Raw genomic sequence first — 26,886 nt, 5'->3', positions numbered from 1 at the left:
AGGGTTCGGCTACGCATATAGGACGCAAACGCGGCATGGAACTCAAGCGCCAGTGGCTTAGTGATCATAGTTTGAAGCAGAAACTTCTGCGGTGGGTCAATCTCCGTCCTGAGGAGAGTGAGCGCACATTTCTGATGTTTGCTTTTTACACAATCACGTCGATCGGGCTGGTATGGTTTGAGGCAAGCACGGTCGCGCTGTTTTTGCAGAAATACAATGCGGAAGATGGGTTGCCCTGGATTTATATCGCCAGTGCAGGTATTGGCTCAGGCTTAGGCTTTGTCTACTCACAGTTGCAGAAGGTGCTACCACTCCGACGAGTGCTGGTGCTCACGGCATTACTAATGGCAGTACCGCTACTGCTGTTTTGGTTTGGATTAGACAATCAGTCGTCCCTTTGGGGAGCATCTGTGATTGCGATTACAATCTTTCTTATGCGGCTTTGGCTAGAGGCAGTTTATGTCCTCAATGACCTCAATACGTCGATTACAGCCAATCAACTTTTTAATATTCGGGAGATTAAGCGCACCTATCCGCTGATTAGCAGCGGCATTCTCGTTGCCGATGTCATCAGTGGCTTTTCCTTAACCTTTCTGATTGCCTGGGTCGGGTTAAAAAACGTTGTAGCGATGGCTTGCCTGATGATGATCATTGGGGCAGGCATTCTCTTTTATTTAAGCCAGTCGTACCAGCAAGCGTTTCCAGACTCGTTGCGACGCACTTCTGAAGATCGCTTGAGTGAGTTTGCTAATCGTCGCTTGCAGGGTCCACTCAGGCGCTATGTCGTTTTGCTGTTTACTTTTTTTGTTCTGGCGCAGGTGCTACTGCTGCTGATCGATTTTCAGTTTCTCCGTCAGCTTCAGCTCTTTGGTAATGCAGGTACGATCGCCCAGTTTTTGGGACAACAAAATTCTGACGCAGCGATCGCTAGTTTTTTAGGCTGGTTTAGCGCCATTTTAGGTGTTTGTGAACTGGCAATGCAGTGGCTAGCCTCTAGTCGTGTCATTGAGCGCATTGGTGTCTTTGCAACTGCAATGCTGCTACCCGGCATGATTGCCATTCTGGGGATAGTGGCAATGACGATCGCACCAACAGGATGGGTGCTGGGACTCTTCGTTAGCCTGGTGGTACTCAAGTTTCTGGATGAATTGTTGCACTACACGCTGTTTGCCAGTTTGGGTCCCGTACTGTTTCAGCCGATTCCCGACAGTATGCGGAGTGGCATCCAGTCTGTGGTACGGGGCATTGCCGAGCCACTGTCTACTGGTGCCACTGGTTTAGCGCTGCTAGTACTGGTCTGGTTTAGCCGCAACACGAGCCTGGGTGATGTGGGAGTTAATTGGCTTCTGCCCGTTGTCGTAGGTCTATCGTTGCTTTGGCTTCTGACGATTGGGCTGTTGCGTAGCAAGTATGTTGGTCTCTTGGTCATGAGCGCCGAGCGGGGACAGCTCAGTGGGGATGTTGATCTGCGGGAACTGAAGCGAGCAGTGATCGAAGCGTTGGATCAGCCCGGAACGGATGTACATAAAGGGTCTTGCATTGAACTGTTAAGCCAGCTTGACCATAAGAACGTCGGTGAAGTACTAGCTCCCTTGCTGGCGAAATTATCGCCTGGCTTACAGCGCAAGAGCCTGGAAGCAATGCTGGCATCCCCTAACCCAGCTTATCTGGAACAGGTGCGATCGCTGATTGATCAATCGCCCTCGCCCGAAGTGCTAGCGGTGGCATTACGCTATGTCTGGTTGACTGAAGACGAGCCAGACATCCGTCAATTGCGCCCTTACCTACGTCCAGAGGTCGATTCAGTGGTGCGAGGGACAGCAGCATCACTGATGATGCGGCGAGGCAGCCCTACACAAAAGGCAGAAGCTACTAATACGCTACGTTTTATGCTGACCCATAAGCAGGAAAAAGAGCGCGTTATGGGTTGTCGTGCGTTGGGAGAAGCCGTTTATCTACAAGCGTTGCGGCTCTACATTCCAGACCTGCTACAGGACGAGTCGTTACGGGTACGCTGTGCGCTGTTGGAGGCGATCGCTTCCACTCATCTTGAGGAATTTTACCCATCATTACTACGTGGGCTGTACTACAAGTCCACTCGCGAAGCAGCGATGCAGGCATTAGTGCGCTTGGAGAATGATGCCATTCCCATGCTAGTAGAACTAGCAGAAGACACGCATAAGCCTGAGTTAGTAAGACTCCATGCATGGCGAGCGATCGGGCAAATTGGCACCTTAGAGGCACTAGATGCGCTGATTGCTCACTTGATGACAGCATGGGGCACCGATCGCCGAAGCATTCTGCGTATTTTGCTAGAAATGCCTCGTGATTTGGGGATTGATAGTGTGTCTGATCGTTTAGGCAGACGTGGCATTGAACGACTGATTGACCACGAACTCATGTTTGTAGGGCAGCTTTATGCCGCGCTACTTGACTTGACACCCACGCAAGTCTGGGGGCGTGAGGCAGACCTTTTGCGACGCTCCCTGCGCGATTTGCAGGCTGATGCTGAAGAGCGCCTATTTCTACTCATGAAGTTTTTGTACCCGATCGGGTCAATTAAAGCCGCTGCGTTTAACTTGCAGTCAAACTCGCGCAGTAGCATGGCACGTGGACTCGAAATTTTGGACAATACGCTTGATATTCCCAGTAAACGTGCCTTGTTAAGCTTGCTCGATCGCAACTCTGACCTAGACAAATTACAAAGTTTGTCAGACTTAATGAGCTATGAACCCATGGCTCCCAGTGATCGACTGCGTCATTTACTTGATTTGCGTCACTTTTTGTCGGATTGGTCGCTCGCCTGCTGCTTTCACTTAGCGCGTCAGGCGCGTTGGAGTCTGACACCAGAACAGACAATTGCCTGCCTGCGACATCCCAGGGGGTTTGTGCGTGAATCAGTGCTCGCATACCTTAAAATGGCATCGCCGCGTGCTTTGATGAGGTTATTGCCGATGCTAACTCATGACCCAGACCCGTTAGTGGCTGATCAAGTGCAGACGATCATGCGAGAATTTGCATCAAATTCGGCAAAAACAGTGAACCAGACCGCAGAACGAGGCAATAATGTGATTAATTTTCCAAATCGAACTGGATTGGAACCAATCTAGTTAGGTTTCCTGACACATCATGGGCACTCTAGGAAAAGCCTTGTCTCAACCGTAGATTTTTGCGATCGTCTAACATCGATCTGCTCACTACGTAGCCGACACTTGGTATAGCCACTCACGTCTCCATGTCTCGGGCCTAGAGTTCTTCGTCTCAGCTCCAGCTCAAGCCGCTATCGATTTATGTTAACTAGCGTCGATCGCTTACTGTTTGTCCGGCAAGTTCCCATCTTCAAAGAGTTGCGGGATGACTTTCTGGTACGGTTGGCATCCATTATGGATGAGTTGTCGTTTCCAACCAACCACACGATTTTTACGGAAGGGCAGGAAGGGCGATCGCTCTATGTGGTAGTGTCCGGCAAAGTGAGCGTTCACATCGGCAAACAGGAAATTGTGCAGCTTGAGCAAGGAGCTTGCTTTGGCGAAATGTCTCTTTTTGACGCAGAACCTCGTTCTGCCTCTGTTACCACGCTGGCAATCTGTGATTGTCTGGTGCTGACACAGCAGCAGCTTTACGAGGCGATCGACGAAACGCCCGGTATTGCTGTTAACATCATTCGCCTGCTTTCACGCCGTATCCGCGAACTAAACCAAAAGATGAATCACATGAAAGCACCTGTGGTTCCTCCCCCGCCGCCACCAGTATTTAGAACGGCGCGACGTTAAAAGACGTTCAAACTAGGCAGTTTCAAGCCAGTCAAAAATTCGGTCAAGCTCTTCTAGCGTCACCAGTCCATACTGCCAGAGAAGCATCGGCAGCAGGGTTGCACTGAATTCTTGGTGACGCTTGACTGTAGCGATCGCTGAGTCCGAAATCGCCAGTTCTTCTTGTAAAAATTTAATTAAACGGGCTTCCATTGAGCCTCCATCTAGCCGCGCACGGCAGTCTTATGTTTGTTGAACTACTTTTGTTAACTTTTACAACATACTCTCATAAATAATGTAAGCCATTCTACAAGAACGTGCTGCTCAAATCACAAATTTGAGCCATTAGATAGAGACTGTTACAATGCGTGGAGGAAATACCCTCAGTAGTTAGCCTGAAAGCACTCGCTTCAGACTGGCTAAGACTGCCGCCTGACTGGTAACAAATTAGTCTCTTTCATCTTCACTGTCAGGCTCTCATTTTCCCGATCGGAAAACCGAACCGCTTAAGTCATCACAGAGGTAGGAAACCGTTCCATGAGAGCTGGTAGCACCGGACATGGCTCACGGTCTTGTAGGTTTTCGGGCTTGTTCCATGTAAACGGCGCTTTCCGTGCTGCGGAGAGCCACAGCAAACGTTTTGCCCGTGTCATTGCCACATAAAGGAGACGGAATTCCTCAGCGGTTTTAAGGTTTTTAGCCCGTTCCCAAGCAGAGGCAAGCGATGGCAGCGGAAACTGGCTATGTAAACTGGCACGAATCTGGGCACGGGCAACTTCTGCTAGCGTAAAATCGCCCAGAAACTGTGCCTGCGGTGGCACCCATTGGCTACCGGGAATAGTTTGCTCATGCAAAAACGGAATGAACACGTAATCCCAATCCAGCCCCTTCGCTTTATGCATGGTAATCACAGTAAGCTGCCCTGGGCGAGTGTAGCGCTCTTCAGTATCGTCCGCATCAACCGGCTCAAACTGCTCTGAAGCCACAATCTCACTTAAGATCCCTAGAATTGCTGAAAGCGCATTGTTTTCTGTCTGCTGGGCAAGGCGTTCTGTCAGCTTATCAGCAGTTGCCAACTCGGTCTGCTCGTAGTCAAGCGTTAAAGCGAGAAAGGGTATGAGTTGGGCAGGCGGAAGCTGCAAGCGTGCGTTCAAGAGACTATTGCAGTAACGGCGGGCTTCAACAACAGCTTCTGGTTGCACTGGATCAAGAGGACCGGGATAAAGGAATTGCTCTGGAAAGCTAACAAGAGCGTTAAGATCTTGAGTGGGAATACGCTTTCGCGTCACCAAAACGGTTAAAGCGGCTTTGAGATAATCGGGCGAGTGGGGGCGATCGAGAAATTGCAGTAGGGTTAGCATTTCTGCCGGAACGTGGGACTGGCGATCGCGCTGCCCCACCTCATACACAGGTAGGGTATCCCCGTACCAGCGATACAGTTCCTTTGCTACAAAGCGCCCCTGGTCATTTGTCCGCACTAGCACAGCCGCTCGCCCGTCTGGATGTTGCTTGAGTAATTGCAGCACTCGCTGACCGATATGCTCTACTGTCTGGTACACATCTTCGGGTGTATAGAGTTCCAGTCCTTGTCCTTCTGGCACAGGGTTAGCATTGGGCTGAGGATCGTTAGACGCAACGGGGCGAATGGTCTGCACACGAAACGGTTGCTCTGTGCCTGCAAGGTTTGATTGGTTCACCCACTGAAGCACAAAGTTTGCTGCCTCGATAATCGGACGGCTACTCCGTCCCGCTTGCGTCATCGTTGCAAGCCGATTCTGAGTGCGGCACGCTTCGCAAAACTCCCGAAAGAAGATGGGGTCTGCGGGCGTAAAGGTAGAATTGATTGCCTGGTTTGGATCGCCAACTCGGACGAGATTGATGCGATCGTAGCTCGTTGGGTCAGCCGGGTCAGCCGCCAAAATCTCTAACAGCCGCGTCTGTAGGGGACTGGAATCCTGTGCTTCATCCTCAAAAACAGCAAATACCTGCTGTTGCCAAGACTGACGCACCTGGGGATCGTCCAGCACACGCAGCGCTGCCAAAATCATTTCGTCGTAGTCGATTAGGTTGCGAAAGCGGAGTTGGGTTTGGTAAAACTCGTACAAACCTGCCGCGATCGTCAGCACAGAATAGGGATCGTCTATGTCATTGCTCTGCGATCGCAAATCGCCTGGCAATAAACCAGAACTCTTCGCCTCATGAATCACTGTGGTTGCTAACGCAGGCAGCACCTCTGTTCGCAGCACTGACTGACGGCGTAAACGCTCCGTTTCCTCACCGTCAAACTGCCGTCCTTCTAGCAGCGTTTGATAGTGGCGCGCATTTGCCGAAATCCACTGCTCAACACAGGTACGAAGCAACCGATGGTTTTGATTAGGTGTTACCAAGACGTTATCTGGGTTCAAACCTGACAAGGCTGGATGGGCACGAGCGATCGACCAGGCAAGCCCATGCAGCGTTTGTACGACAAAGCCCCCTGGCGGCAGCCCCAATGCTTTCAGGTTGGCACGAATCTTTGTCTTCAGGTTTGCTGCTGCCGAGCGCGTAAAGGTCACTACTACCAACTGACGACGAGCGTGCAGTTGCTGCTGTGCAATAGCGATCGCAGCAGCAACTGCCATCCCCGTAGATTTTCCCGCTCCTGGTACTGCTGAAACCGCCAACGCTCCGCTTGTCCATAGCGCAATCTCACGCTGTCCCGGTCGCAACGTATCGCGAAGTTGATCGAGTGAAGCGTTGGTAGAACCTGTAAGCATAAAGCGTGATGAGCATAAACGAAGTGGAAAGACAGGCTTCTAAGGCTGAAGTACTTTACCGTACTCATTTTGGTGAGCAGCTTTTTCTCACACTGCCGCTCTCATACTGCCACTGCCTTCCTATTCTGCCTGATTCGCCAACGAGTCAATTATCGTCCGTTTAAACGGATGCTCCACACTCCTTCTAAAAGCATGAACAATCAGCTCTTGCTTCCTTGAAGCGGTAGGGATAGAGGCGTATTAACGCATGAAACTGGACAATTGCTTAGGCATAACCCGGATATTTGGCAAGGGGATGAGGAGAAAGCCGCCCTTGCAACAGCGCTAAAAGTCAATCACGCCAAAAGTATAGCTGTTGCCACAGAAGTTAGGATGTTGGGATTAAAAGAGTCGTGGCAATGTTACCCCTTACCAGGAGTTTTAGCCCTGCACCTCGCTCTCATCAGTCTGACTTTTGCTATAGCAACTTACAAAAGATAGAAACACTATGACAACTGTTGTTGAGCGCATTCAGCAGTTTAATCAAAACCGTAAACCAGAGCTTCTTGCCCTGAAGTATCAAACGATGCGTGAAAATGCGTTTGCCTTTTTGCGCGGCACCTGTCACTTATTTTACGAAGATCTTCCAGCTAGTTCCCCACTTAATACAGCACCACCAGTTTGGGATTGTGGCGATTTGCATTTAGAAAACTTTGGCAGTTATAAAGGGAACGATCGCCTCGTCTATTTTGATGTCAACGATTCTGATGAAGCGGCTCTTGCACCTTGCATCTGGGATTTGGCACGATTTCTTACCTCAATCCTGGTAGCAGCTCATAACCTTAAGCTGGAAGAAGCCGAGGCTCGGGCGCTCTGCCAAAATTTTCTCATTGCTTACACTAAAGTGCTGGCAAAGGGGCAAGTTGGCATCGTTAACCGGGAGACAGCTACGGGCTTAGTGAAAGAGCTACTGCAAAGTCTTAAAAAGCGTAAACGTAAAGACTTTTTAAACGAGCGAACGAAGAAGGTTGGCAAAACTCGACGGCTTCTCATTGACGAAAAAACACTAGCGATCGACTCAAACCAGCGGGACAAGATCGAGGCATCGCTTGAAATTTGGGCAGCCAAGCAAAAGAAACCAAAATTTTTCCGCCTGCTAGATGCCGCTTATCGCGTTGCTGGTACTGGCAGCCTGGGGCTTGAACGTTACATTCTCCTGGTTAAAGGCAACGGTTCACCTGACAGCAACTATCTTTTGGATCTTAAAACGGGCGTCTCCTCTTCCCTTCAGCCCTACGTACTTTTGCCACAGCCGTATTGGGCAACCTAAGCAGAACGCATTGTTACCATACAGCAGCGCCTACAATGGGTACCACCAGCTTTGTTAGACACAGTATCACTCGACGGTCAGTCTTACGTCCTGCGCGAACTCCAGCCTACAGATGATGCCGTGAAACTCGAGCAGTGGAACGGCAAATTAGGTCGTCTGCGTAAGGTAATTGAGACGATGGCAGGCATAGCGGCTCGGGGATATTTGTTAAGCAGTGGACAGCAGGGTTCGGCGATCGCGGGTGACCTCATTGCCTTTGCCCAATCCATTGACTGGCATCAGACTGTATTGACCTATGCCCATGATTACGCCATCCAAGTCGAAGCTGACTACCAAACATTCCGCCATGCCAAGTTGTAAAGAAGAAAATAGCAGGATTGCCTGCTACAACAAGGTGACAGGGTGGAGGCATACAGTTGATGAAGCATACAGTTTCAGTATGGCGCGTAAGGGTTAAGAGGAAATCGCACAGCAGGCGGTATCTTACGCCAGAAGGCTGTAAAAATGCGCATTATCACGGTTTCAGTTGCGAAGAGATTGCAGAGACAATAAAGCCATTCCAGTAAAGTTTCTTTTAGATTCTTAAAATCATCCCCTCTGGAGCCTTTTGAAAAGGTTAAGTTCATGCCATCCCCCAGCCGCTCTCAATCACCCATAAACCACCTAGACCAAACTCCTAAAATACTAGAATCTCGCGACCAATATCGTTCCTGCCATATTTGTCTACCGGAGGAAGAATATCGGGTCGCCGCTGTGATGGTTGATGGCAAGTACTATGGTCTTGCAAAAGTGGTTCCAGACCGCCAACGATCGCTGGAAATTGCCAACCGGCTGCTCACAGCAGGCACTGAAGCTGTAATTACCAAACTGGCAAAAGGCTATGCCATTTGGCGCCTAGAGCCTGAAGCCTACACAGAGCTATGTCCGAGAACGACTCGCCGTCAACGTAACCGTTAAGCAACAGTCGCCGTTGTAGAGCTTTAAAGCTGAGGCAACGAAAATAAACTAGCTTCAACATAAATTAGCTTCAACAAGAGAGGGGTCAGGCAATTACTGTCCGACCCCGCTTTTGCTAGGTAACTATTTGGTTTGTGAAAGCAGTCTTAGCTCAGAAGTAAGCTATAGAAGGCTTCCAACAAGACTCTTAATTAAGTGGATTTACAGAACCCGATGCTTGAGGTGCTACTCCCATGCTTGCCTGCACATCAGGAGGCAAGATGACCTTGTTGACTGCGTGAATAACGCCATTACGAGCTTCAATGTCAGCTTGAATCACTTGAGCATCGTTAATCGTCACACTGCCAGCATTAGCCTGAATGTTCAACGGTGAACCCTGAACAGATCTGGTTTCACCAGATTCAATTTTGCTGGAATCAACTTTGCCAGGGACAACATGATAGCTGAGAATTTTGATCAGCGTGGCGCGGTTTTCAGGTTGTACCAACCGCTTGATTGTGCCTTCAGGTAAAGCAGCAAAAGCACGATCGGTCGGTGCGAAGACAGTGTACGTTCCCCCGCCTGCTAACTGACGGCTCAACTCACCATTGCGATCGGCAACACGCAGTAGAGAATTAAGGATGTTGAAGGAATCGCTTTTTTCGACGATCGTATCAATACTAAGTGAAGCCGAAGACTCTGGAACCGATACGCTTGACTGATTAGGGCTTTGCAGGGGTGTACTAGAGGGTTGAACTGGAGCGCTTTGCGTGGGCACTGGTTCCATTGGTGCTTGCTGCGTTGGCGCTTGATCGCCAGGTGCGGCTTGAGCAGGGCTGGGTTGTATTGGGCTGTCTACCTGACCCGCACCAGCAGGAGCCGTCATCGTACCCGGGGTCTGCTGGGCATTAGCAACGAGATTAATACCTGTGGTTACACCAGCCGCAGCCAAAAAACCTACAAGTAGCTTAAGTGAGTAATTCACGGTTTGCTCCTTGGTTACAAACGTTAACATTGCTCAGCTTAAATAGTCGTTTATCTATTCACCTCTGCCATGTGAAATACGCCTGAAGGTAGATTTGGTACTGTGATATTGCATCTTTTCTATAAAAGGAGCCGTTCTAATAGGCTTAGGATGGTTACGTCAGCACTTCTTCGCTTACGCTTCAGCTTTTTACCCCTTAGCATTTACCACTTATGGTTGCTTTTCCTCAAACTTTAGATGATGCGATCGCGCAAGCGCAAAGTGCCACTCAAGCGGCGATCGCGGCTGGTTATACCCGTTTACAGATTGACCTCTTGTTGCCAGAGCTAAAGCCTACGCCAGTCGCCCTTCAGTACCTTCCAGTGTTTAGCGAGCTAGGTGCAGGGCTGAAAATATTTTTTACTGATGCTGGAGCTGCTGCGTTAGCCCGACGTGACTGGGGAATGCTATCGCATCAAATTTGTAGCTTAGATGTAGCCGGTGCGCGGCAAACAACCCCGGTTGAAGAGCTAGTAAGTCCCGATGATCAGGTTTTTCTCTTTGTCGCACCATCTACGGTCGAAGTGTCACCTGTTGAACAAGTCTGCACCGTTACTGGCGATCGCCCTGTTATCTTGCTGGCTCCCCGTCTAGAAGATATTGGCGCAGTTGGGATCGGCTACACAGCGCGTAAAATTCGCGAACGTTTTCTCAGTACGTTTGAGCCTTGCTACTATGTACGCCCACTCGATCAAGCGGCTTTATTACGCTGTTACCCGTCGCCTTGGCAAATTTGGCTAGAGTCAGATGAGGCTTACACACTGGCTGCAGAAGAACTGCTCAAGCCAAGCTCTGAAAAGCTAGAGGAAATTTTGCTTCGAGTGGGTGGTGTTCAAGCAGCACCAAAGCGGAGTTTTATAGAGGAAATGCAACGCTTCCTTAGGGCGCTGGTGCAGTAGCTGATCTCTAGGGATGAATAAAGGTTTAATGAACTTTGGGCAGCAAGTGTAAGCTTTAATACCTGGCACGAGAACGTCAAAAAAATCAGGGCATAATGAATATATTGCTTACAAAGTATCCTCGTTATAAAGGGTTTGAGTAAGCTTCTGCTCGGTTCATTAGTGCTCTGTACCTCGTTTTGGTAGGCGTACAGTTTTTTAAGCTTAGACAAGACTATACAAAAGGCGATCGCAGATGGGTGAAGCTAATCATCGTCGTATTATTATTGGCGATGTTCACGGTCACTACGAAGGTCTGATGCTACTGCTAGAAGCGATTGCGCCTGGCACAGATGATCAGGTTTATTTCTTAGGCGACCTAATCGACCGTGGACCAGAAAGCTCTAACGTGATCAGCTTTGTGCAGCAGCATGGCTACAACTGCTTACTAGGCAATCATGAACAGCTTTTGCTAGAAGCCTTTCCTAATGGACGAACGTTTCATCCAGCTCTGCAAGCGTGGCTATACAGTGGTGGACGCGCCACGATCGCTAGCTACGGTAGCAATGGTATTCTCGCCGACCATCTCGACTGGCTGAAAACGCTACCAACCTATATAGATCTAGGCGATTTATGGCTGGTTCATGCTGGTGTCCATCCTAATTTGCCTCTTCAAGCACAAACAAAACAAGAATTTTGCTGGATTCGCGACGAGTTCCACAGCAGTTCTAAGCCTTACTTTGCCGACAAACTGATTATTACCGGTCACACCATTACGTTTACGCTGCCCAGAGTTGCTCCTGGTGAGCTAGCGCGTGGAAATGGTTGGCTAGATATTGACACAGGCGCGTATCATCCTAAGAGTGGCTGGCTCACTGGTGTCGATATGACTAATCGCTGCGTTTATCAAGCCAATGTTTTTAATCGCTCCATCCGAATGCTACCGCTTGATGAGGCTATCACAGATGTTGAGCCAGCGCAGGTCGTAGCACATCGGCAGGCACTCTTTCTCTAGTGCCGCGACGCTTCTGTATGGGTCAAGAGAAAGCACATTTCTGAATGCAACTCTGGATGTTGAACGCACATTTTTGTGCAGTAACTCGAGCTTTGCTTCAAGCTAGCTAAGGAGCTTCTCAAGAAAGAATTGACCTTTTGATGGGGATAGGTTTAGCCAAGATTGAACGGTCTAGCTCGTCAACCAATGGCAAAACCTGCCCCTATGAATACTTTGTTTCTCAAAGATTAGCTAAGAGAGTGATCGTAGCCGCGCCTTGTAAGCAACGGTATCGAGTCCTGCCCCGTTCTCCATTGCCGGATTGATTGACTGCTTTAAGCGAGCTACGCGGTCAGACGTGGCTGGGTGAGTACTCAAGAACGTTGGTGTAGAAGACTGTCTCAACAGCTTGCTCATAAAGGCGGGTGCTGCAGACTGGGCATAGCCTGCCCGTCCTAACATACTGAGACCGGCTTGATCGGCTTCAAACTCAGCATTACGGCTATGGGGACGGCTCAGTGCCAACGTAGTTCCTAGATTAATAATAGTGTTGCTATTGACCTTTGCCAGTGTTGCAACTCCCCGTAACGTGGCTTCCTCTTTTAGTTGGTTTACTAGATGCCGCCGTACAATATGACCTGTCTCATGCCCAATGACACTGGCAAGCTGGGCTTCATTGTCAGCTGCCTGCATGAGCCCAGTAGTGATATAGACAAAGCCGCCCATTGTTGCAAAGGCGTTAACGCTTTTATCTTCCACAATTTGATACGTATATGGAATTTGCGTTCGTTCGCTTTGAGCTGCTAGCCGCTGACCAATTTGGTTCACGTACTGATTAAGCTCAGCACCGCGATAGAGTCGAAAACGGCGTGTAATCGTTTGCTCGTTCATCTGCTTACCAATTGCCACTTCTTGTTGATCAGAAAGTTTGGCAAGCTGGATTACCTGTATGCCACTTGGAATGATGCGAATGAGATCACCTAGCGAAAAAGCTCTAACCAGCAGCGGTTGCCCGACCCATACGCTAAGCGCAACAAAAACCGAGAGTAAGGGGTAAACCCAGCGAGAAGAGCGGCGCAAGAAAAGTTCAGAGAGCTTCAGCATGGCTAGAAGATGGCGGTGAAGAGGATTAAGGTTATTGATCGCGAACCTGTTCATCTGAATATCGGCTCCACTAACACGTTAGTCAATAAGTGAAGCAGTGATATCCTTAAAAGAGGCGATCGCTGTATCAGCTTGAAAATGAAGAGCGTTAAAACGCTAAAAAATGTACGACTGGCAGCAACAAAGGCTTATCCCAGGCACTTACTCAAAGATTCCCCGAATGGTAACGATCGTGTACTTTATGACCGTCAAAGCCCCGTTTTGTTCCTTAATTTATTCCTTAAACGGCTAGCAGACCGTAGCCTGAAGCGCTAGAGTGAAAGGTATGGGCGATAACAGTACTAGCTATAAGATTGTCAGCGATAACCGTCAGGCTCGCTATCTCTACGAAATTCTGGAGACCTACGAGGCAGGCATCGAGCTGATGGGCACGGAGGTTAAATCTATTCGGGCAGGTAAAGTTAACCTGAGAGATGGCTTTGCGCTTATTCGCAAGGGCGAAGTGTTGCTAATGAATGTGCAAATCTCGCCGCACCAAACCACCAGTCAAGCGTTTAACCATGAACCGACTCGCACCCGCAAGCTGTTGCTGCACCGCGAAGAAATCCGCAAGCTGATCGGTAAGGTTGAACAGCAGGGGTTAACGCTGGTACCGCTCAAGATGTATATGAAGCGTGGTTGGGTCAAGATCGATCTGGCGCTAGTGAAAGGTAAGAAGCTGCATGACAAGCGCGAAGACATTAAGAAACGCGAAGACCAACGCACAATGCAGCGCGCTTTGAAGAATTTCTAAATGCGCACTTCGGTTTTTGATACGTCTTCTTTCGTTTCAGTGGGCAGAGTGTAGTAGCTGGCAATGAGGGCAATCATTAACCACCAGAGCGTATTGATTTGGGGACGATACCAAACGGTATCAACCAAGCCGTGACTCAGCAGACCGACCAGCGTTGCGATCGCGCCCATAAGCCAAAACCCATCTAAATCTCTAGTTGCGCGTAGCCGCTGAAGCTGTTGCCAACCAATATTGAACGTGACTAACAGGAGCCAAACAAAACAGGTTAGTCCAATAATTCCCGTTTCAACTGCAATTTCGAGTGGAATGGAGTAAGCGCTAAGGGCACTGAAGCGAGGGCGCTGATAGTAGGGATAAATACTGTTAAAGGCAACGTTACCAGGACCGATGCCCAGAATGGGTCGATCTCTAATCATTTCTAGTACCGACATCCAAACGTTGATGCGGAAGTTATTACTGCTGTCCTGGCGTCCAACAAAAACGGTGCTGGCGCGATCGCGGAGCGGTGCTACTAGCAAAACTGCTAAAACAATGACTGCAATACTTGCCCCCAGGACAGTAGGTAAGGCGAATGTACGCCAAAAGCGCGGTAGATAGACACTCCACCAGTGGAGCAGTAAGACCAACAGGATAAAAATCATCGCGGCAAAACCAATCCAACCGCCCCGACTACCCGTGTAGTAAAGGCAAGCGGAGTTAGCGATCACCATTGTAATTGCTAGCAGTTTTGGTCCCTTGCGCCGCCAGACAAAGAAGGCGACAAGACTTAGCGCGATCGCTGGCAACAGATAAGCTGCCAGTAAATTAGGATTGCCCAGATAGCTATAGACGCGAGGCTCTTTAGCAGAAGGAGAGGTTGGATCAACCCACGTAGCTAGAGCCTTTACGCCAAAGGTTTTCTGCTGAATGCCGTAACAACTGACAAGCAGCGCTGCATGAAGATAAATGCCTGTTACCCAGGAACGGACGCGGGGCGATCGCAAGACCCGTGCCATCAGTGCAAATAAAATCAGGTACAGGGTGAGTTTGCTTAATCCAGTGAATGCCGCCCGTTTGACCGGAGACAACGCGGTGGCAGCGGCTGAAACGCCCCAGTACAGCACCACCATAAAGTGAATCGGTGTTGCCAGGGGAGAACGGCTGGGATTTAGCCAATTTTGCCAGCGCTGAGGCGATCGTGCTGTTTCAGCCTGATTCCCCACAGCTTGCTCACTGCTATCGTCACCATCTGACAGCGTTAGCAGTACCCAAAACCCTGCACAAGCAGCCAGCAATACTGCTAGAGAACTCTTGTCATCTGAAACAAAGGGAGCGATCGCAAAGACTAAACAGACAAACGCGGCTCCTATAAAATCGCCCCACTGGAGCATAAAGCTACTTTGTCGCCAGCGCCTCAACGGACGCAGCAGACCATGCAGGTAGCTGGCACTCCTCCACTGATGCAGCGACAGAGTTGATAGCGTTAATTGGTGCCAGAGCGGCAGAGCTGATAGCGTCAATTGGTGCCAGAGCGATAGAGTCAATAGCGTCAATTGGTGCCAGAGGGATTTCATATACGCGCCATAAGTCGGGATAGTCTCTGGCTTATTTTAGGGGAGAAGGTGGAAGTTTTGAGTTTTGAGTTTTGAATCACACTCTGCACCGCCACACTAGGGACTTTTGAGGTTAGGAGAAAGAATCAATGTGTATGGCATTAAACAGCAGCAAAAACGGGAAACGATCGCGCTGGACTGGTAGTTATCTCAAGGAAGGAGCGACCGACCAAGCATTTTTTCTACAATAGAAAGGAGATCGGTAGCACCCCAATCTGAAAAATTGGTGTGAATCAACTTCTTACTCCTGTACACCCTTCCGCCTCACACTTCACGTGGAGCAGCACAATGGCACAACGACTCAAGCGATGGGAGTCTCCCCGACGCGAAGGACGAAATGATAAAGGTAAAGGTGGCACCGCCCGTCAACGTCAATGCCGCAAGCAATTTCAAACACTGCGGAAAAAGCTGAAAGAACAATCTGACCAACATAACCAAAAACGGGGAAGCAATGATGCTTCCCCGTTTTTTAAAGCAGGCTAACGGTAAAGATTAGCCATGTTTTAGCAGTCCATTAAAGTACAAAGATTAAGCTGAAATTAGCCGTTTCAGTTAACCAACGAGTTCCTTGACTTTAGCGATAATGCCGTCTGGGTCGATGCCCTGGTGGGGATACTGTTCCCATAGACCGCCGGAGCCTTCTTTGTGGGTGCCGAGGTGGGCATATTTGGGGGTCAAGCCACGCTCCAACAGCCAGGTGCCGAAGCGGCTGCCTAGACCTGTTTTGCGGTTAAAGGCTTCTACTACTAGTACAAAGGGAGTTGCACCGATCTTGGTGATCGTCGCTTCATCCACCACATTCAGCGTCGGTTTGTTGATCAAACCCACGTCAATGCCTTCCTGCTTCAGACGATGTACTGCATCAAGGGCGCGGTACAAGCCATCACCAAAGCTAACAATGTAGCCAGCGGTGCCTTCTCGCACAACTTCATCCTTGCCCGACACAAATGTATAGCCTTCGCCATACAAATCTTTGGCATCAGCATCAAGAATGTTAGGCGTTTTGGAGCGAGTAGAGAAGATGAATCGCAGCCCTGGATCGTTAAACACACTTGCAACAACGGCTTTCATTTGACCCGCATCAGCAGGGAAGTAAAGGCGAGTTTCGTAGCCATCATCCAAACCGTTATCAGCAAAAAAGTTGTTGATACCAAAGTGGCAGGTATTATCTGCCATATCGTCAATGCCAGAGTGGGAGAAGTGGCAGAGCAGGTTGGAGTAGTTCAGCCGCGCCATCGTAATTTCGGAAATGCACATTTCTAAAAAGGCAGCGAAGGTGGCGAAAATGCCCTGCTTGCCTTTTTCCATGCCGAAACCCGCTGCCGCAGAGATATTGCCCCGCTCCATAATGCCGGAAGGAATGAAGACTTCGGGGTGGGCATCGTGAATTTTTTTCAGACCACAGGAGCCTTCCAAATCGCTGTCAATGACAACAACGTTGGCTTTGCGATCAGCTTCACTCATGCCATCCAGGACTGCATTTACTGCATCACCAAACACGTTGCGGTTGGAGTCCCACTTGTCGCCCGCACCGATGAATTTGTAAGGGTTCTTGGGTGTTTCAATCGCCTTCAAAAAGTCTACTGCTGCCGTCAAACCGCGCTTCTCCAGGTAGGCGATCGCTAGCTTAACCGAGATCACGTCATGCCCATGAGTGGAGCCTTCCAACCCTTCAATGCCAACGGACATAGGGCGCTTGTTGACCACGGCGATCGGTCCGGGCGTTGTCACCGCTTCGATAACCCGAGCGTACAGATCGTCCAGATCTTCACCATCACCTTCCAAAACCTTGAGTCCATGACCCGCCAGGGTTTTAGCAACTGTAAAGCCAGGAAGGTATTTGGAGGGATGTCCGGCGATCGTCACGTCGTTGTCGTCAATGATCAGCTTGACGTTGAGATGCTGGGCAACCGCCAACCGTGCTGCTTCCGCATCGTTACCTTCTTGCTGAGAGCCATCCGAGCCAAGGCAGAAAACCGTCTTGCCAGGGTTCGCCATTGCCACACCATTCACATAGGGCCACATATGACCCAGACGACCAGAGCTAAACTTCACGCCAGGAGTCAGCCCCAGTTCTGGGTGCCCAGGCAGGTGAGAATTTGCTTCTCGGTAATGGGCTAGCTGTTCCGCAGGCAGATCACCATTCAAAGTGGCGATAAGGTATTGAGTGGCAACACGGTGCCCCGCTTCGTCAAAGAAAATCGGCACAAACTGATCAGGGGCACTCTGAAAAAGAGAGTGCAAGATCATGACTTCGGGTACAGTATCGTAGGGTCCGCCGGTATGACCACCCACACCCCTCGCAGCACCCGTAGCGGTGAAAAAGATGATCGCGTCACGGCAAAGCTGAATATTAGCTCGGAGAGTCTCTTTTTGTTCGGCGGTCAGGGTCTTGTTGGCAGGATCTAACGTCAGCGGCTTGTAGGCACCGAGGTCGATCGGGAAGCGGGTAGTCGTTGTCGTCATAGGTTAGATCCTGAATAGGGCAATGTGAGGCAAACGAGCACGAAGTTCAATAGAGCAAAAGCAAAGACTACCACTAGAGAGACTAGCGATATTTTTTGAATGCCAAAGTAACGTTATGTCCACCAAATCCAAAAGAATTGGACAGCGCTACGTTTACTATCTGCTCACGGCTGTGATGAGGCACGTAGTCCAGGTCACAATCGGGGTCAGGGTTATCGAGATTGATAGTAGGGGGAACGCGATCATTTGCCACAGCCATCACTGCTGCCACCGCTTCAATGCCACCAGAGCCACCCAGAAGATGTCCTGTCATCGATTTGGTCGAACTGACAGTAATCTTGTAAGCGTGGTCGCCCAGCACCTTTTTCATTGCTGCCGTCTCAGTCGAGTCGTTGGCTGGCGTGCTAGTGCCATGAGCGTTGATATAGCTCACTTGGTCGGGCGTAAGGTTAGCGTCTTTCAGCGCGAGAGAAATCGCTCGTGCAGCACCCTCGCCACCGGGAACCGGAGAGGTAATGTGGTACGCATCACAGGTGGCACCGTAGCCGACAATTTCAGCGTAGATACGGGCACCTCTTGCCAGAGCGTGTTCCAGTTCTTCGAGAATCAAAATGCCGCTGCCTTCACCAAGCACGAAACCATCTCGGCTTTTGTCAAAGGGACGGCTGGCATGGGCTGGATCGTCATTGCGAGTAGACATCGCTTTACAGGCGGCAAAGCCAGCGACGGAGAGAGACGTGACAGCAGCTTCGGTGCCACCGCAAATCATTGCCTGAGCATAACCGTTTTGCACAAGCCGAAAGGCATCACCGATCGCATTTGACCCCGCAGCACAGGCCGTTACAGAGCAGGAATTGGGTCCCTTAGCGCCTGTATGAATAGCGGTCAATCCTGCTGCCATATTGGCAATCATCATTGGAATCATGAAGGGGCTACAGCGATCGGGTCCCTTCGTCAGATTGATTTCTTGCTGATCTTCCAGCACTTTCAACCCGCCAATGCCAGTGCCAATCAACACGCCGACTTGTTCTGCATTCAGATCGTTGATGACAAACTGGGCATCGGCGATCGCCTGCTTGCTAGCAGACACACCAAACTGGGCAAACCGATCCATCCGCTTGGCTTCTTTACGATCCATGTAGGCGTGCGGATCAAACCCTTTCACTTCTCCAGCAATGCGACACTCATGCCGAGACGCATCAAAAAGCGTAATGGGACCAATGCCATTCTGTCCGCTTAACAAGCCGTCCCAGTAAGCAGTTAAGGTATTTCCGATTGGTGTAATCGCGCCGAGTCCTGTAACGACAACGCGCTTACGGTCACTATTTGTCATGGCTTCAACGATAGGGGTCGATACCCAGAATGCAGAACAAAGAAACACAAAAACGGTGAAGAGGCTTCAGGTCTTAGTGAGAGATTCAGTGAACAGACTTCTGCCATCAATTCTTCAATGACTCTCAGAATCAACGATTAGAATAGAGCTTTGCTGTTCACTGTTCACTTCCTACTGTACCTAAGCCGACGCTGAGACCTTATTGCTGATGTAGTCTACAGCAGATTTGACAGTAGCAATCTCTTCTGCCGCTTCGTCGGGAATTTCGATCTCAAATTCTTCTTCCAGTGCCATGACCAACTCGACGGTATCAAGGGAATCGGCTCCTAGATCGTTGGCAAAGCTAGCTTCTGGCTTGACTTCACTGATTTCAACACCTAGCTGATCAGCCACAATCTTCTGGACTTTCTCAAAAATTTCTGTCTCGGTGGTCATAAGCTTCCTCAATCAATGCAGCGGCAACGTTATCTTTTTCAAAATGCTTGAACGCTTAGTAAATGGTAATCCGAGCGGTTTAAGACTCGTACTGCCCCTTTGAGCAATTACAAACATTTCCTGATCTTATCTGAAAGCGCGATCGTCCGAATCATTCCCAGACGCTTTCCTAAGTGACTCTGAAAATGAAGGCACATCAGTCAAGGGACAAAAAACAGGAAGACGGTTGTGTCGAAACGCCACTCTAGCAACCATTAAGGGCAGACTGAGGCTGCTTTCTTAGTAGTCGCAAAGGATCCTCGGCAGTCGCTAAAAAGACAATGATCGTTAAGAACGTGCAAAATATCTTAGTAGCTCGTCAGTTTTGGTAAAGGGGTTGTGCTTCCCCCATACTCTACAAATTTTCGGTTCAGCACCCTTTAATTGCGCACATTGATCGAACGCTCACCTCGAAGTTTACCTCTTTACATCCGGCTCCCCACACTCTACCCCCACCGACTATGCCATCGTTACCGCTCAAATACGCTTACTTTCCTGGTTGTGTTGCTCAAGGCGCTTGTCGCGAACTATATCAATCAACGCAAGCACTGACTCAGGCATTAGGCATCGAACTTGTCGAGCTTAAAAAAGCATCCTGCTGTGGTTCTGGCACCTTTAAGGAAGATTCGCAGTTCTTGGAAGATACCGTCAACGCCCGCAATATTGCGCTGGCAGAGTCGTTAAATTTGCCGCTACTGACCCATTGCAGTACCTGTCAAGGAGTGATTGGGCACGTGGATGAGCGTCTTAAGGAACGCCAGACGAGTGACCCTGCTTACGTCGATCGCATCAACGGGTTGCTTCAGCAGGAAGGCTGTTCGCCTTATAAGGGCAGTACCGATGTCACACACTTGCTCTGGGCGATCGTGGGCGACTATGGCTTAGAAGCGCTGGCTCAAAAAGTCACTCGTAAGCTTGAGGGGCTGAAATGCGCTGCCTTTTATGGCTGCTATTTGCTGCGCGCTCAGGACCAGCTACCCTTCGACGACCCCTTTAATCCCCAGTCAATGGAGAACGTATTTCGGACGATCGGCGCGACACCCGTTGACTATCGCGGACGGACTCAATGCTGTGGGTGGCCGCTCTCCAGCTATGCCACAGACCAATCTTTTAAGATGGCAGGAATGCACATCCAGGAGGCGATCGCGCAAGGTGCTGACTGTATCGTGACGCCCTGTCCTCTCTGCCACCTGAACCTCGATTCACGTCAACCGGAGGTCGAAAAAGTGATTGGGCAAAAACTGGGGCTGCCCGTGCTGCATCTGCCACAACTGATCGCCCTGGCGCTTGGCGTTGAGCCAAAACAGCTTGGACTCGATCGTCATATCGTTTCGACGCGATCGGTGTTGGAGAAATTGAGGTTGCAATAAGCAAGTAAACAAAACCGCATCGTACGAAGCTTAAATCCGTAGCAAGTGAGTCGATCCTTAAGTTAAGACTATGCCAGTGCTACTGAGTGGTTCTTCCCTGTTACGTTGTGATGTAGCAGTGAAGAACCGCCACAAGATTTTGAGACTCAAAGCGTTGTAATGCAAGAAAGTAGAGCTGGTAGAAACCTAAGTCAGGATTGTAGAAAACAGCACACATCTTTGGATTTCCTTCATCTTTGGATCTCCTTTTTGTTAATTGGTATTGTAGCTTTGGGTGGCTGCAAGAATACTTCAGTAGATGATATCGAACTTAACCTAAAACAACTCCCCCCGCATAACGGTGTTCCACAGTTTGAAGGAACAGCTTTAAATACAGGGAAAAGCGAGATTGATAAGGTCTTTGTGAGAATTATGATCTACAACATGAGCATTACTCCTAAAGAACTCAGCAACAGCAAACTAATGGCTTTCCGACCCATTAAAAATCTGAAACCTGGTGAATCTAGGAACGTAACCATACCATTGAGCATAGACAGTTTCTGCCTTGCCGAGTTTCCCAAAAACTATAAAGGCGAAGAGTATACAGTATATTTGGGAGAACGTTATTGGTGGGATATTAAAGCTTTAGATCAAACAAGCTTTGATATTCTTTCCAAGCAGCTTCACTGTAGGACCTGGAAGCCGAGTTAGCCCTCGAGCTGCTTTTGCCACGCCAGTCGAGCAGCACCGACCATACCTGCCTGATTGCCCAATTCTGCCCGTAGTAGTTGCAAACCAGAACGAGAGCTATGCAGCACGCGACGTTCAATTTCTGCTAGCACGGCTGGAAAGAACAGATCGGCACTGGCGCTAACACCACCCCCAATGACGATCGCCTCTGGGGTCAGCACATAAATCAAACTTGCCAGTCCTGCGCCCAGATCGCGTCCATAGTCGTGCCAGAACGCCAACGCCTTAGCATCGCCTTCTGCTGCTAGTTTGCTTAATTTGTCTGGCTCCATGCCTGTTCGTCGTCGGATTGCCTGCACCGAGGCGTACTGCTCCAGAGAACCGTGATTACCGCTGTTGCAAACGGGACCATCGGCGTTAATTGTAATCAAACCTAATTCACCAGCCGCGCCGTGGTGCCCTGTAAACAGCCTGCCATCGAGAATAATTGCGCCACCAACGCCTGTGCCCAGCGTCAGCAGGATGGAATGGCGATACCAGCGACCGGCTCCCAGCCACGCCTCGCCTAAACCGGCACAGTTAGCATCGTTGGCGATCGCAGTCGGGCAGCCTGTTTTCGTTTCGAGCCAGTCTGCCAGTGGAATATCGTGCCAGTCAGGGAGGTTGATGGCAATCCGGGCAATGCGTCCAGTGGCATCGGTAGGACCAGGTGTACCCACCCCGATCGCGCTTGCTTGGCGTTTTGGATCCACCTGGGCGATCGCCTCGGCCATAGCAGTCAATACAGCATCCGGTGTGGCGGGCTGAGGCGTAGGCACAGTCAACGACTGCAAACAATTGCCATCATGGCTAAACCGTCCAAGCTTGATGGCGCTGCCGCCCAGATCAATGCCTAAAACCTGCTCCAAAGCTTGAGCCGGAAGGTTCTTTTCAGCAGCGTCTATGCCCATAACGAATTGTGAATGCTTTCTAAAATAGCTAGTCAGCAATTCTAGAGGAATTTAAGAAGTTTTGAAATTGTAAGCAGATTTTTGATCGCTGGCTTGGTGCTAGTTAAGAAGCGTTTTGGAAATTTCGCTATCCTGAAACTGCTTCTGTGCTACCCAAAAGACAGGTTTTTGCTTTCATAATCCTGTTTCTTTAAGTTTCCAATGATGCAGCCAAACCGCTTGCGAATCGTTAGCGTTTGCTTTGCTATCCTACTGTTGTTGCCTGAAAGGTTGCTGCCTGCAAGCGATCGCTTCCAATATGCCTACCGAACCAGCTAAAGCGATCGAGCAGAATGTCCGCTCGTTGGTTTAAGTCCCAACACTCTGTCTCTGGCTGCGGTGGTAGTCTAAAACAATAGCGATCGCGCGATCAGCTCATACCAGACTCAATATGGTCAATAACTTAGCAGGAGTCAGACGGCGGTACGATACGTTTGATCTTTTTCTCTGACGCTGTTTTTCGCTGCCTCAGGCACGCTGTAGTTGCTATGCCATACTCGATCACTCAGCTAAATCAAATGAGTCAGGATGCTTTTGTAGCAACTCTGGGAGCAGTATTTGAGGCTACACCAACTATTGCTAGAGAAGCCTGGACACAGCGCCCGTTTACAGATATCACAGACCTGTACCAGGCGATGATCGATGTGGTAAATGCCATGACGCAGGCTGAACGGCTAACGTTGATTCGGGCACATCCCGACTTGGGCAGCAAGGCAAAAATGGCGGATGCCTCAGTGCAAGAGCAGGCAGGCGCAGGGTTAGATCGACTGACAGCAGAGGAATACGATCGCTTCCATACGCTTAATCAAGCCTACAAAGAAAAGTTTGGCTTCCCGTTTATCATCGCCGTCAAACTGCATACTAAAGCTAGCATTTTGGAAGCGTTCGATCGACGCTTGCACCATACGCCTGAGGCGGAAGTCAAGCAAGCGCTGACTGAAATTACGCAGATTGCCCGCTTGCGTCTAGCGATGTTGCTGACAGATACCTGAAGCGATCAGTCTGTAAACAGAAAAGACCCGACAGGGAGCTGCCAGGTCTCAGACCGTTTGTACCTGAAGTACTTGATCGATGCTTTCAGAATAGGGTTTGTGGACGACGGCACCTTCCTCTGCACAGGCTACCGCATCAGGTGATTTTCCACTCACCCGGTCGGATGAGTGTTAAGCGCTCAGTCAAACTCTGGCGACCACAACAGTTCACTAATCAACAACTCCTAACCACAGAGTAAATCGGGAACGGTTAACACATCGCCATCCTGCAAAGTTAACAGGTGTCTAAAGCGATCGCCGCACCTCCATCCAGCGCTGCTCTGGCTTAATCAGAATCCCTACTTTTGTGCCTGCTTCTAAAAACACGTCAATCTTCTCTCGCAGTTTCGTCAAGCTGTCTGTCCATAGGCGACTTCACTTCCACCATCAAATCGGGCGCTAGTTCTGCAAAGTTGCGAGGGCTACGACGCAACCGCTCTGCCTGCACAAACGACACATTAGACGCACGAGTATCGGCATTTGGCAAATTAAACCCAGCACTCGACCCAGTGATCCGTCCTAGCTTACGGGGTCTAACCCAGTTGCGTAGCTGTGCGCTGAATTCAGATGTAACCTCGTCAGATTCGTAGCCTGATGGACTCATGACAATAACTTCTCCAGCCACCAACTCCAAACGGTGGTCAGGGATTCGCTCCTGTATCTTTTCCAGATCCTTAACAGTGAGAGTCATAACGCCTCCAGAGAGACTTCAGTTAGTTCAATCTTGCCATGCTTGTTAGTAGTCAGTGATCAGCCGCCAGCATTGAGTTTAAAGCTGAAGGTTGATAGACAGAAATCAAGACATAACTTCGCAAGCAAACGTGCGTCTTGTGATGCATTTTGGCAGGGTCGATCGCGGTACACTCGCATCCAAAGCACTCAGCTTTAGAACACTCAGGCACTTGCTCATTCAACCTTCTCTATGCCAGAACATTATCCCCGCGACATGGTGGGCTATGGACAACACACCCCCGATCCCAAATGGCAAAAGCAGGCGCGGGTTGCCGTGCAGTTTGTCATTAACTATGAGGAAGGGGGCGAAACCTGCATTCTGCATGGTGATGCTGCCTCAGAAACGTTTTTGTCTGAGATTGTCGGCGCAGTGCCGCTTCATGGCATCCGACACATGAATATGGAGTCATGTTACGAGTACGGTAGTCGATCGGGCTTTTGGCGACTGCATCGCATGTTTATGCAGCGCGAAATTCCTGTCACGGTCTATGGTGTGGCAATGGCACTAGAGCGAAATCCCGAAGCGGTGGCTGCCATGCTAGAAGCAGACTGGGAAATTGCTAGCCACGGCTACCGCTGGATTGACTACAAATATTTTGGTGAAGCGGCAGAGCGAGAGCATTTGCAGAAAGCGATCGACCTGCACACAAAGGTCACGGGCGATCGCCCCCTCGGTTGGTATACGGGCAGAACCAGCCCCCATACGCGCCGACTGGTTGTAGAAGAAGGCAGTTTTCTCTACGATGCCGATAGTTACGGTGATGATTTGCCCTACTGGGTGCATGACTATGGCAAGCCTCACCTGGTCATTCCCTACACGCTGGATAACAACGATATGCGCTTTGCCAGCGTTCAGGGCTTCAACTCAGGCGATCAGTTTTTTGCCTACCTGCGCGATGCCTTTGATGTACTCTATGCCGAAGGTGACACCGCACCAAAAATGATGAGTGTTGGACTACATTGCCGTTTGGTAGGGCGACCGGGACGCGCTGCCTCGTTAGCTAGATTTCTGGATTACGTACAAAAGCACGATCGCGTTTGGCTCTGCCGCCGCCTTGATATTGCCCGCCACTGGCATGAACACCACCAGCCATGAGGAAAGTGCAGATGGGAGGGGCAATTGTACTCTCCTATCTGCGCTTATCCGTTTAGTCTCCTAAATAGATATTCAGTCCCCGTGCCGTTTTTACCAGCGTGCCTTCAGGATTCACGGCGGCATAGTGCAAAATCGCTTCACGGATCGACACACTCCTGACGTGCCGATTCTGCCACGTGACCACGCGATCGTACTTTTCCTCCGCGATTAGATCCACGGCTGCTACGCCAAACGTCGCGCCAATGAGGCGATCGAGCGGTGAGGGTGTACCACCACGCTGAATATGACCTAAAACAGTCACGCGCGTTTCGGCATCAATGCGGCTACAAATTTGCTTCGAGAGATATTGACCAATGCCACCCAACCGACACTGCTCCACATCAGAATCCAGCGTGACCGACTCACCCGCTTCGGTGCGAACCGCTTCTGCCACAATCACCAGGCAATAGTTTTTGCCTGCTTCCTGACGTTGTTTAATTGCCTGACAAATCCCATTAATGGTGTAAGGAATTTCGGGAATCAAGATAATATCGGCTCCGCCTGCAATACCTGCACTGATGGCAATATGCCCTGCATCCCGTCCCATCACCTCTAAAATCATGACACGGCTATGGCTGGCAGCAGTAAAGTGCAGGCGATCCAGCGCTTCTGTCGCGATGCTGACTGCCGTATCAAAGCCGATCGACAACTCGGTGACTCCCACATCATTGTCAATGGTTTTGGGAATACCAACCAAATTCAAATTGCCCTGCTGCGCCAGCCGTTGCAGAATCGCCAGACTGCCATCGCCGCCAATGCCAATGAGCGCATCCAAGCCGAGCAAACGATAGCCTTCAATGATTTCATGGGAACGATCGCGCAGGCTGCCATCTGGCATCGGAAACGCAAAGGGGTTGCCCTTATTCGTGGTGCCCAGCATCGTGCCACCCGCCGTTAAAAACGGGTCTACTTTGTCGGGTGTGAGACTACTTGCGAGGGGTGGACGCACCATCAACCCCTGCGTCGCCTGACGAATGCCCAACACTTCCCAGCCGTAGGTATTGACCGCGTGATGCACAACCGCACGAATGACAGCATTTAAACCAGCACAATCCCCACCACTCGTCAAAATACCAATTCGTTTTTGAGTTCCCATAAGTTATTTAGCCAGAGTTAGAAGCGGTCTGGAAGAATGCGTGAAGCGTTCACATCACCTCGATCGCAGAGAAGCTACTCAGCTCAAAATCCTTAACAAGACAGAATCGGCGAGGGGACGGAACATGCGCACGAGAAGACACACAACCCGTTTGCTCTGGATTGAGAGCAGACTAAGCCATGTTGCTGATGTCACTACAAAGTGGTTCACTCACAGCGCCAGCAGCCTCGCAAACACTGTGAAGCCGCAAACGTTGGAGTAATTTAAGAAGTCGTCTTTGACTTTACCCTTTTGTGGGAACGAAAAAACTTAAGAAGGTTTAAGGACTGGTTTGCTTATTAACCTGAGTTCGGGATAAGAACTGGGACAAGAAAGGGGCAAACCCGATAGGCTGAAAATGCAAAATCTCATGCCTGGTTTGCCCTCATGCTTAGTCTAGAAGCACTTTTTTGC

At 49.9% G+C, this 26,886-nt stretch carries 22 protein-coding genes and 2 pseudogenes; 13 read left to right on the top strand and 11 right to left on the bottom strand.

Annotated elements, in window-relative coordinates:
* Window positions 1-35 precede the first annotated feature (35 nt).
* Window positions 36-3,110, top strand: coding sequence for an MFS transporter (locus H6F76_RS25575; RefSeq protein WP_190512544.1), 3,075 nt, complete (start codon window positions 36-38; stop codon window positions 3,108-3,110).
* Window positions 3,111-3,290: 180 nt separating this feature from the next.
* Window positions 3,291-3,773 carry a Crp/Fnr family transcriptional regulator gene (locus H6F76_RS25570; protein ID WP_190453379.1) on the top strand — a complete coding sequence of 161 codons (483 nt, stop codon included), beginning with the start codon at window positions 3,291-3,293 and terminating at the stop codon, window positions 3,771-3,773.
* Window positions 3,774-3,785: 12 nt separating this feature from the next.
* Here H6F76_RS25570 and H6F76_RS25565 read toward each other — a convergent pair whose 3' ends face one another.
* On the bottom strand, window positions 3,786-3,965 hold the full coding sequence (locus H6F76_RS25565; protein WP_190453384.1) for a DUF2949 domain-containing protein: 180 nt from the start codon (window positions 3,963-3,965) through the stop codon (window positions 3,786-3,788).
* A gap of 293 nt (window positions 3,966-4,258) precedes the next feature.
* Complete coding sequence (locus H6F76_RS25560) at window positions 4,259-6,508, bottom strand: ATP-dependent helicase (RefSeq protein ID WP_190512542.1); 2,250 nt, start codon at window positions 6,506-6,508, stop codon at window positions 4,259-4,261.
* A 487-nt stretch (window positions 6,509-6,995) separates the two neighbouring features.
* Here H6F76_RS25560 and H6F76_RS25555 point away from each other — a divergent pair.
* Window positions 6,996-8,177 (top strand): annotated as a pseudogene (locus tag H6F76_RS25555) (DUF2252 domain-containing protein).
* A 264-nt stretch (window positions 8,178-8,441) separates the two neighbouring features.
* Entirely contained in the window at window positions 8,442-8,774 is a 333-nt protein-coding gene (locus tag H6F76_RS25550; protein WP_190512541.1) for a hypothetical protein, read from the top strand.
* A gap of 187 nt (window positions 8,775-8,961) precedes the next feature.
* Here H6F76_RS25550 and H6F76_RS25545 read toward each other — a convergent pair whose 3' ends face one another.
* A complete protein-coding gene (locus tag H6F76_RS25545; RefSeq protein ID WP_190512539.1) occupies window positions 8,962-9,738 on the bottom strand; it encodes a fasciclin domain-containing protein in 777 nt (258 codons plus the stop codon).
* Window positions 9,739-9,950: 212 nt separating this feature from the next.
* On the opposite strand from H6F76_RS25545, the gene H6F76_RS25540 reads away from it, so the two are divergent.
* Window positions 9,951-10,676 (top strand): DUF1995 family protein, encoded by a 726-nt coding sequence (locus H6F76_RS25540; protein WP_190512537.1) that lies wholly within the window; start codon window positions 9,951-9,953, stop codon window positions 10,674-10,676.
* A gap of 235 nt (window positions 10,677-10,911) precedes the next feature.
* A complete protein-coding gene (locus H6F76_RS25535; protein WP_190453402.1) occupies window positions 10,912-11,670 on the top strand; it encodes a metallophosphoesterase family protein in 759 nt (252 codons plus the stop codon).
* A gap of 231 nt (window positions 11,671-11,901) precedes the next feature.
* Here the strand turns inward: H6F76_RS25535 and H6F76_RS25530 are convergent, their stop codons facing one another.
* Window positions 11,902-12,753 carry a M48 family metallopeptidase gene (locus tag H6F76_RS25530; protein ID WP_190512934.1) on the bottom strand — a complete coding sequence of 284 codons (852 nt, stop codon included), beginning with the start codon at window positions 12,751-12,753 and terminating at the stop codon, window positions 11,902-11,904.
* 138 nt (window positions 12,754-12,891) lie between these two features.
* Here H6F76_RS25530 and H6F76_RS25525 point away from each other — a divergent pair, with 138 nt between their 5' ends.
* Window positions 12,892-13,068, top strand: coding sequence for a hypothetical protein (locus H6F76_RS25525; protein WP_190512535.1), 177 nt, complete (start codon window positions 12,892-12,894; stop codon window positions 13,066-13,068).
* A 10-nt stretch (window positions 13,069-13,078) separates the two neighbouring features.
* A complete protein-coding gene (smpB, locus tag H6F76_RS25520; RefSeq protein WP_190453405.1) occupies window positions 13,079-13,546 on the top strand; it encodes an SsrA-binding protein SmpB in 468 nt (155 codons plus the stop codon).
* Here smpB and H6F76_RS25515 read toward each other — a convergent pair.
* Entirely contained in the window at window positions 13,543-15,099 is a 1,557-nt protein-coding gene (locus H6F76_RS25515; RefSeq protein WP_190512533.1) for an IctB family putative bicarbonate transporter, read from the bottom strand. The genes smpB and H6F76_RS25515 overlap by 4 nt on opposite strands.
* A gap of 327 nt (window positions 15,100-15,426) precedes the next feature.
* Between H6F76_RS25515 and H6F76_RS25510 the strand changes: the two genes are divergently transcribed.
* A complete protein-coding gene (locus H6F76_RS25510; protein WP_190512531.1) occupies window positions 15,427-15,621 on the top strand; it encodes a hypothetical protein in 195 nt (64 codons plus the stop codon).
* Window positions 15,622-15,690: 69 nt separating this feature from the next.
* Here the strand turns inward: H6F76_RS25510 and H6F76_RS25505 are convergent, their stop codons facing one another.
* The 3 genes from H6F76_RS25505 to acpP all read right to left on the bottom strand — a co-directional run bounded on the left by H6F76_RS25505 (window position 15,691) and on the right by acpP (window position 19,372).
* Complete coding sequence (locus H6F76_RS25505) at window positions 15,691-17,604, bottom strand: transketolase C-terminal domain-containing protein (RefSeq protein WP_190512529.1); 1,914 nt, start codon at window positions 17,602-17,604, stop codon at window positions 15,691-15,693.
* 82 nt (window positions 17,605-17,686) lie between these two features.
* The gene (gene fabF / locus H6F76_RS25500) at window positions 17,687-18,937 is read right to left on the bottom strand and encodes a beta-ketoacyl-ACP synthase II (protein ID WP_190512527.1); all 1,251 of its coding nucleotides are present in this window, start codon (window positions 18,935-18,937) and stop codon (window positions 17,687-17,689) included.
* A 180-nt stretch (window positions 18,938-19,117) separates the two neighbouring features.
* Window positions 19,118-19,372: an acyl carrier protein gene (gene acpP / locus H6F76_RS25495; protein ID WP_190453420.1), complete on the bottom strand. Its 255-nt coding sequence runs from the start codon at window positions 19,370-19,372 to the stop codon at window positions 19,118-19,120.
* A gap of 500 nt (window positions 19,373-19,872) precedes the next feature.
* Between acpP and H6F76_RS25490 the strand changes: the two genes are divergently transcribed.
* Entirely contained in the window at window positions 19,873-20,781 is a 909-nt protein-coding gene (locus H6F76_RS25490) for a CoB--CoM heterodisulfide reductase iron-sulfur subunit B family protein (protein WP_190512525.1), read from the top strand.
* A 249-nt stretch (window positions 20,782-21,030) separates the two neighbouring features.
* A complete protein-coding gene (locus H6F76_RS25485; RefSeq protein ID WP_190512523.1) occupies window positions 21,031-21,471 on the top strand; it encodes a hypothetical protein in 441 nt (146 codons plus the stop codon).
* On the opposite strand, the gene H6F76_RS25480 is transcribed toward H6F76_RS25485, so the two are convergent.
* Window positions 21,468-22,400, bottom strand: coding sequence for an ROK family protein (locus H6F76_RS25480; RefSeq protein ID WP_190512521.1), 933 nt, complete (start codon window positions 22,398-22,400; stop codon window positions 21,468-21,470). The two genes, H6F76_RS25485 and H6F76_RS25480, sit on opposite strands and share 4 nt — an antisense overlap.
* Window positions 22,401-22,927: 527 nt before the next feature.
* Here H6F76_RS25480 and uraD point away from each other — a divergent pair.
* The gene (gene uraD, locus H6F76_RS25475; protein WP_190512519.1) at window positions 22,928-23,431 is read left to right on the top strand and encodes a 2-oxo-4-hydroxy-4-carboxy-5-ureidoimidazoline decarboxylase; all 504 of its coding nucleotides are present in this window, start codon (window positions 22,928-22,930) and stop codon (window positions 23,429-23,431) included.
* Window positions 23,432-23,655: 224 nt separating this feature from the next.
* Here the strand turns inward: uraD and H6F76_RS25470 are convergent.
* Window positions 23,656-24,161, bottom strand: a pseudogene (locus H6F76_RS25470) (Uma2 family endonuclease).
* A 231-nt stretch (window positions 24,162-24,392) separates the two neighbouring features.
* Between H6F76_RS25470 and puuE the strand changes: the two are divergent.
* The gene (gene puuE, locus H6F76_RS25465) at window positions 24,393-25,298 is read left to right on the top strand and encodes an allantoinase PuuE (protein ID WP_190512518.1); all 906 of its coding nucleotides are present in this window, start codon (window positions 24,393-24,395) and stop codon (window positions 25,296-25,298) included.
* Window positions 25,299-25,350: 52 nt separating this feature from the next.
* Here the strand turns inward: puuE and H6F76_RS25460 are convergent, their stop codons facing one another.
* Window positions 25,351-26,433, bottom strand: coding sequence for an ATP-dependent 6-phosphofructokinase (locus H6F76_RS25460; RefSeq protein ID WP_190512516.1), 1,083 nt, complete (start codon window positions 26,431-26,433; stop codon window positions 25,351-25,353).
* Window positions 26,434-26,886: the final 453 nt, after the last annotated feature.

Origin of the sequence: Leptolyngbya sp. FACHB-321, assembly GCF_014695975.1 — a bacterium.
In the GTDB taxonomy this organism is placed as follows: domain Bacteria; phylum Cyanobacteriota; class Cyanobacteriia; order Leptolyngbyales; family Leptolyngbyaceae; genus Stenomitos.
This window is presented reverse-complemented; position numbering and strand designations above follow the sequence as displayed.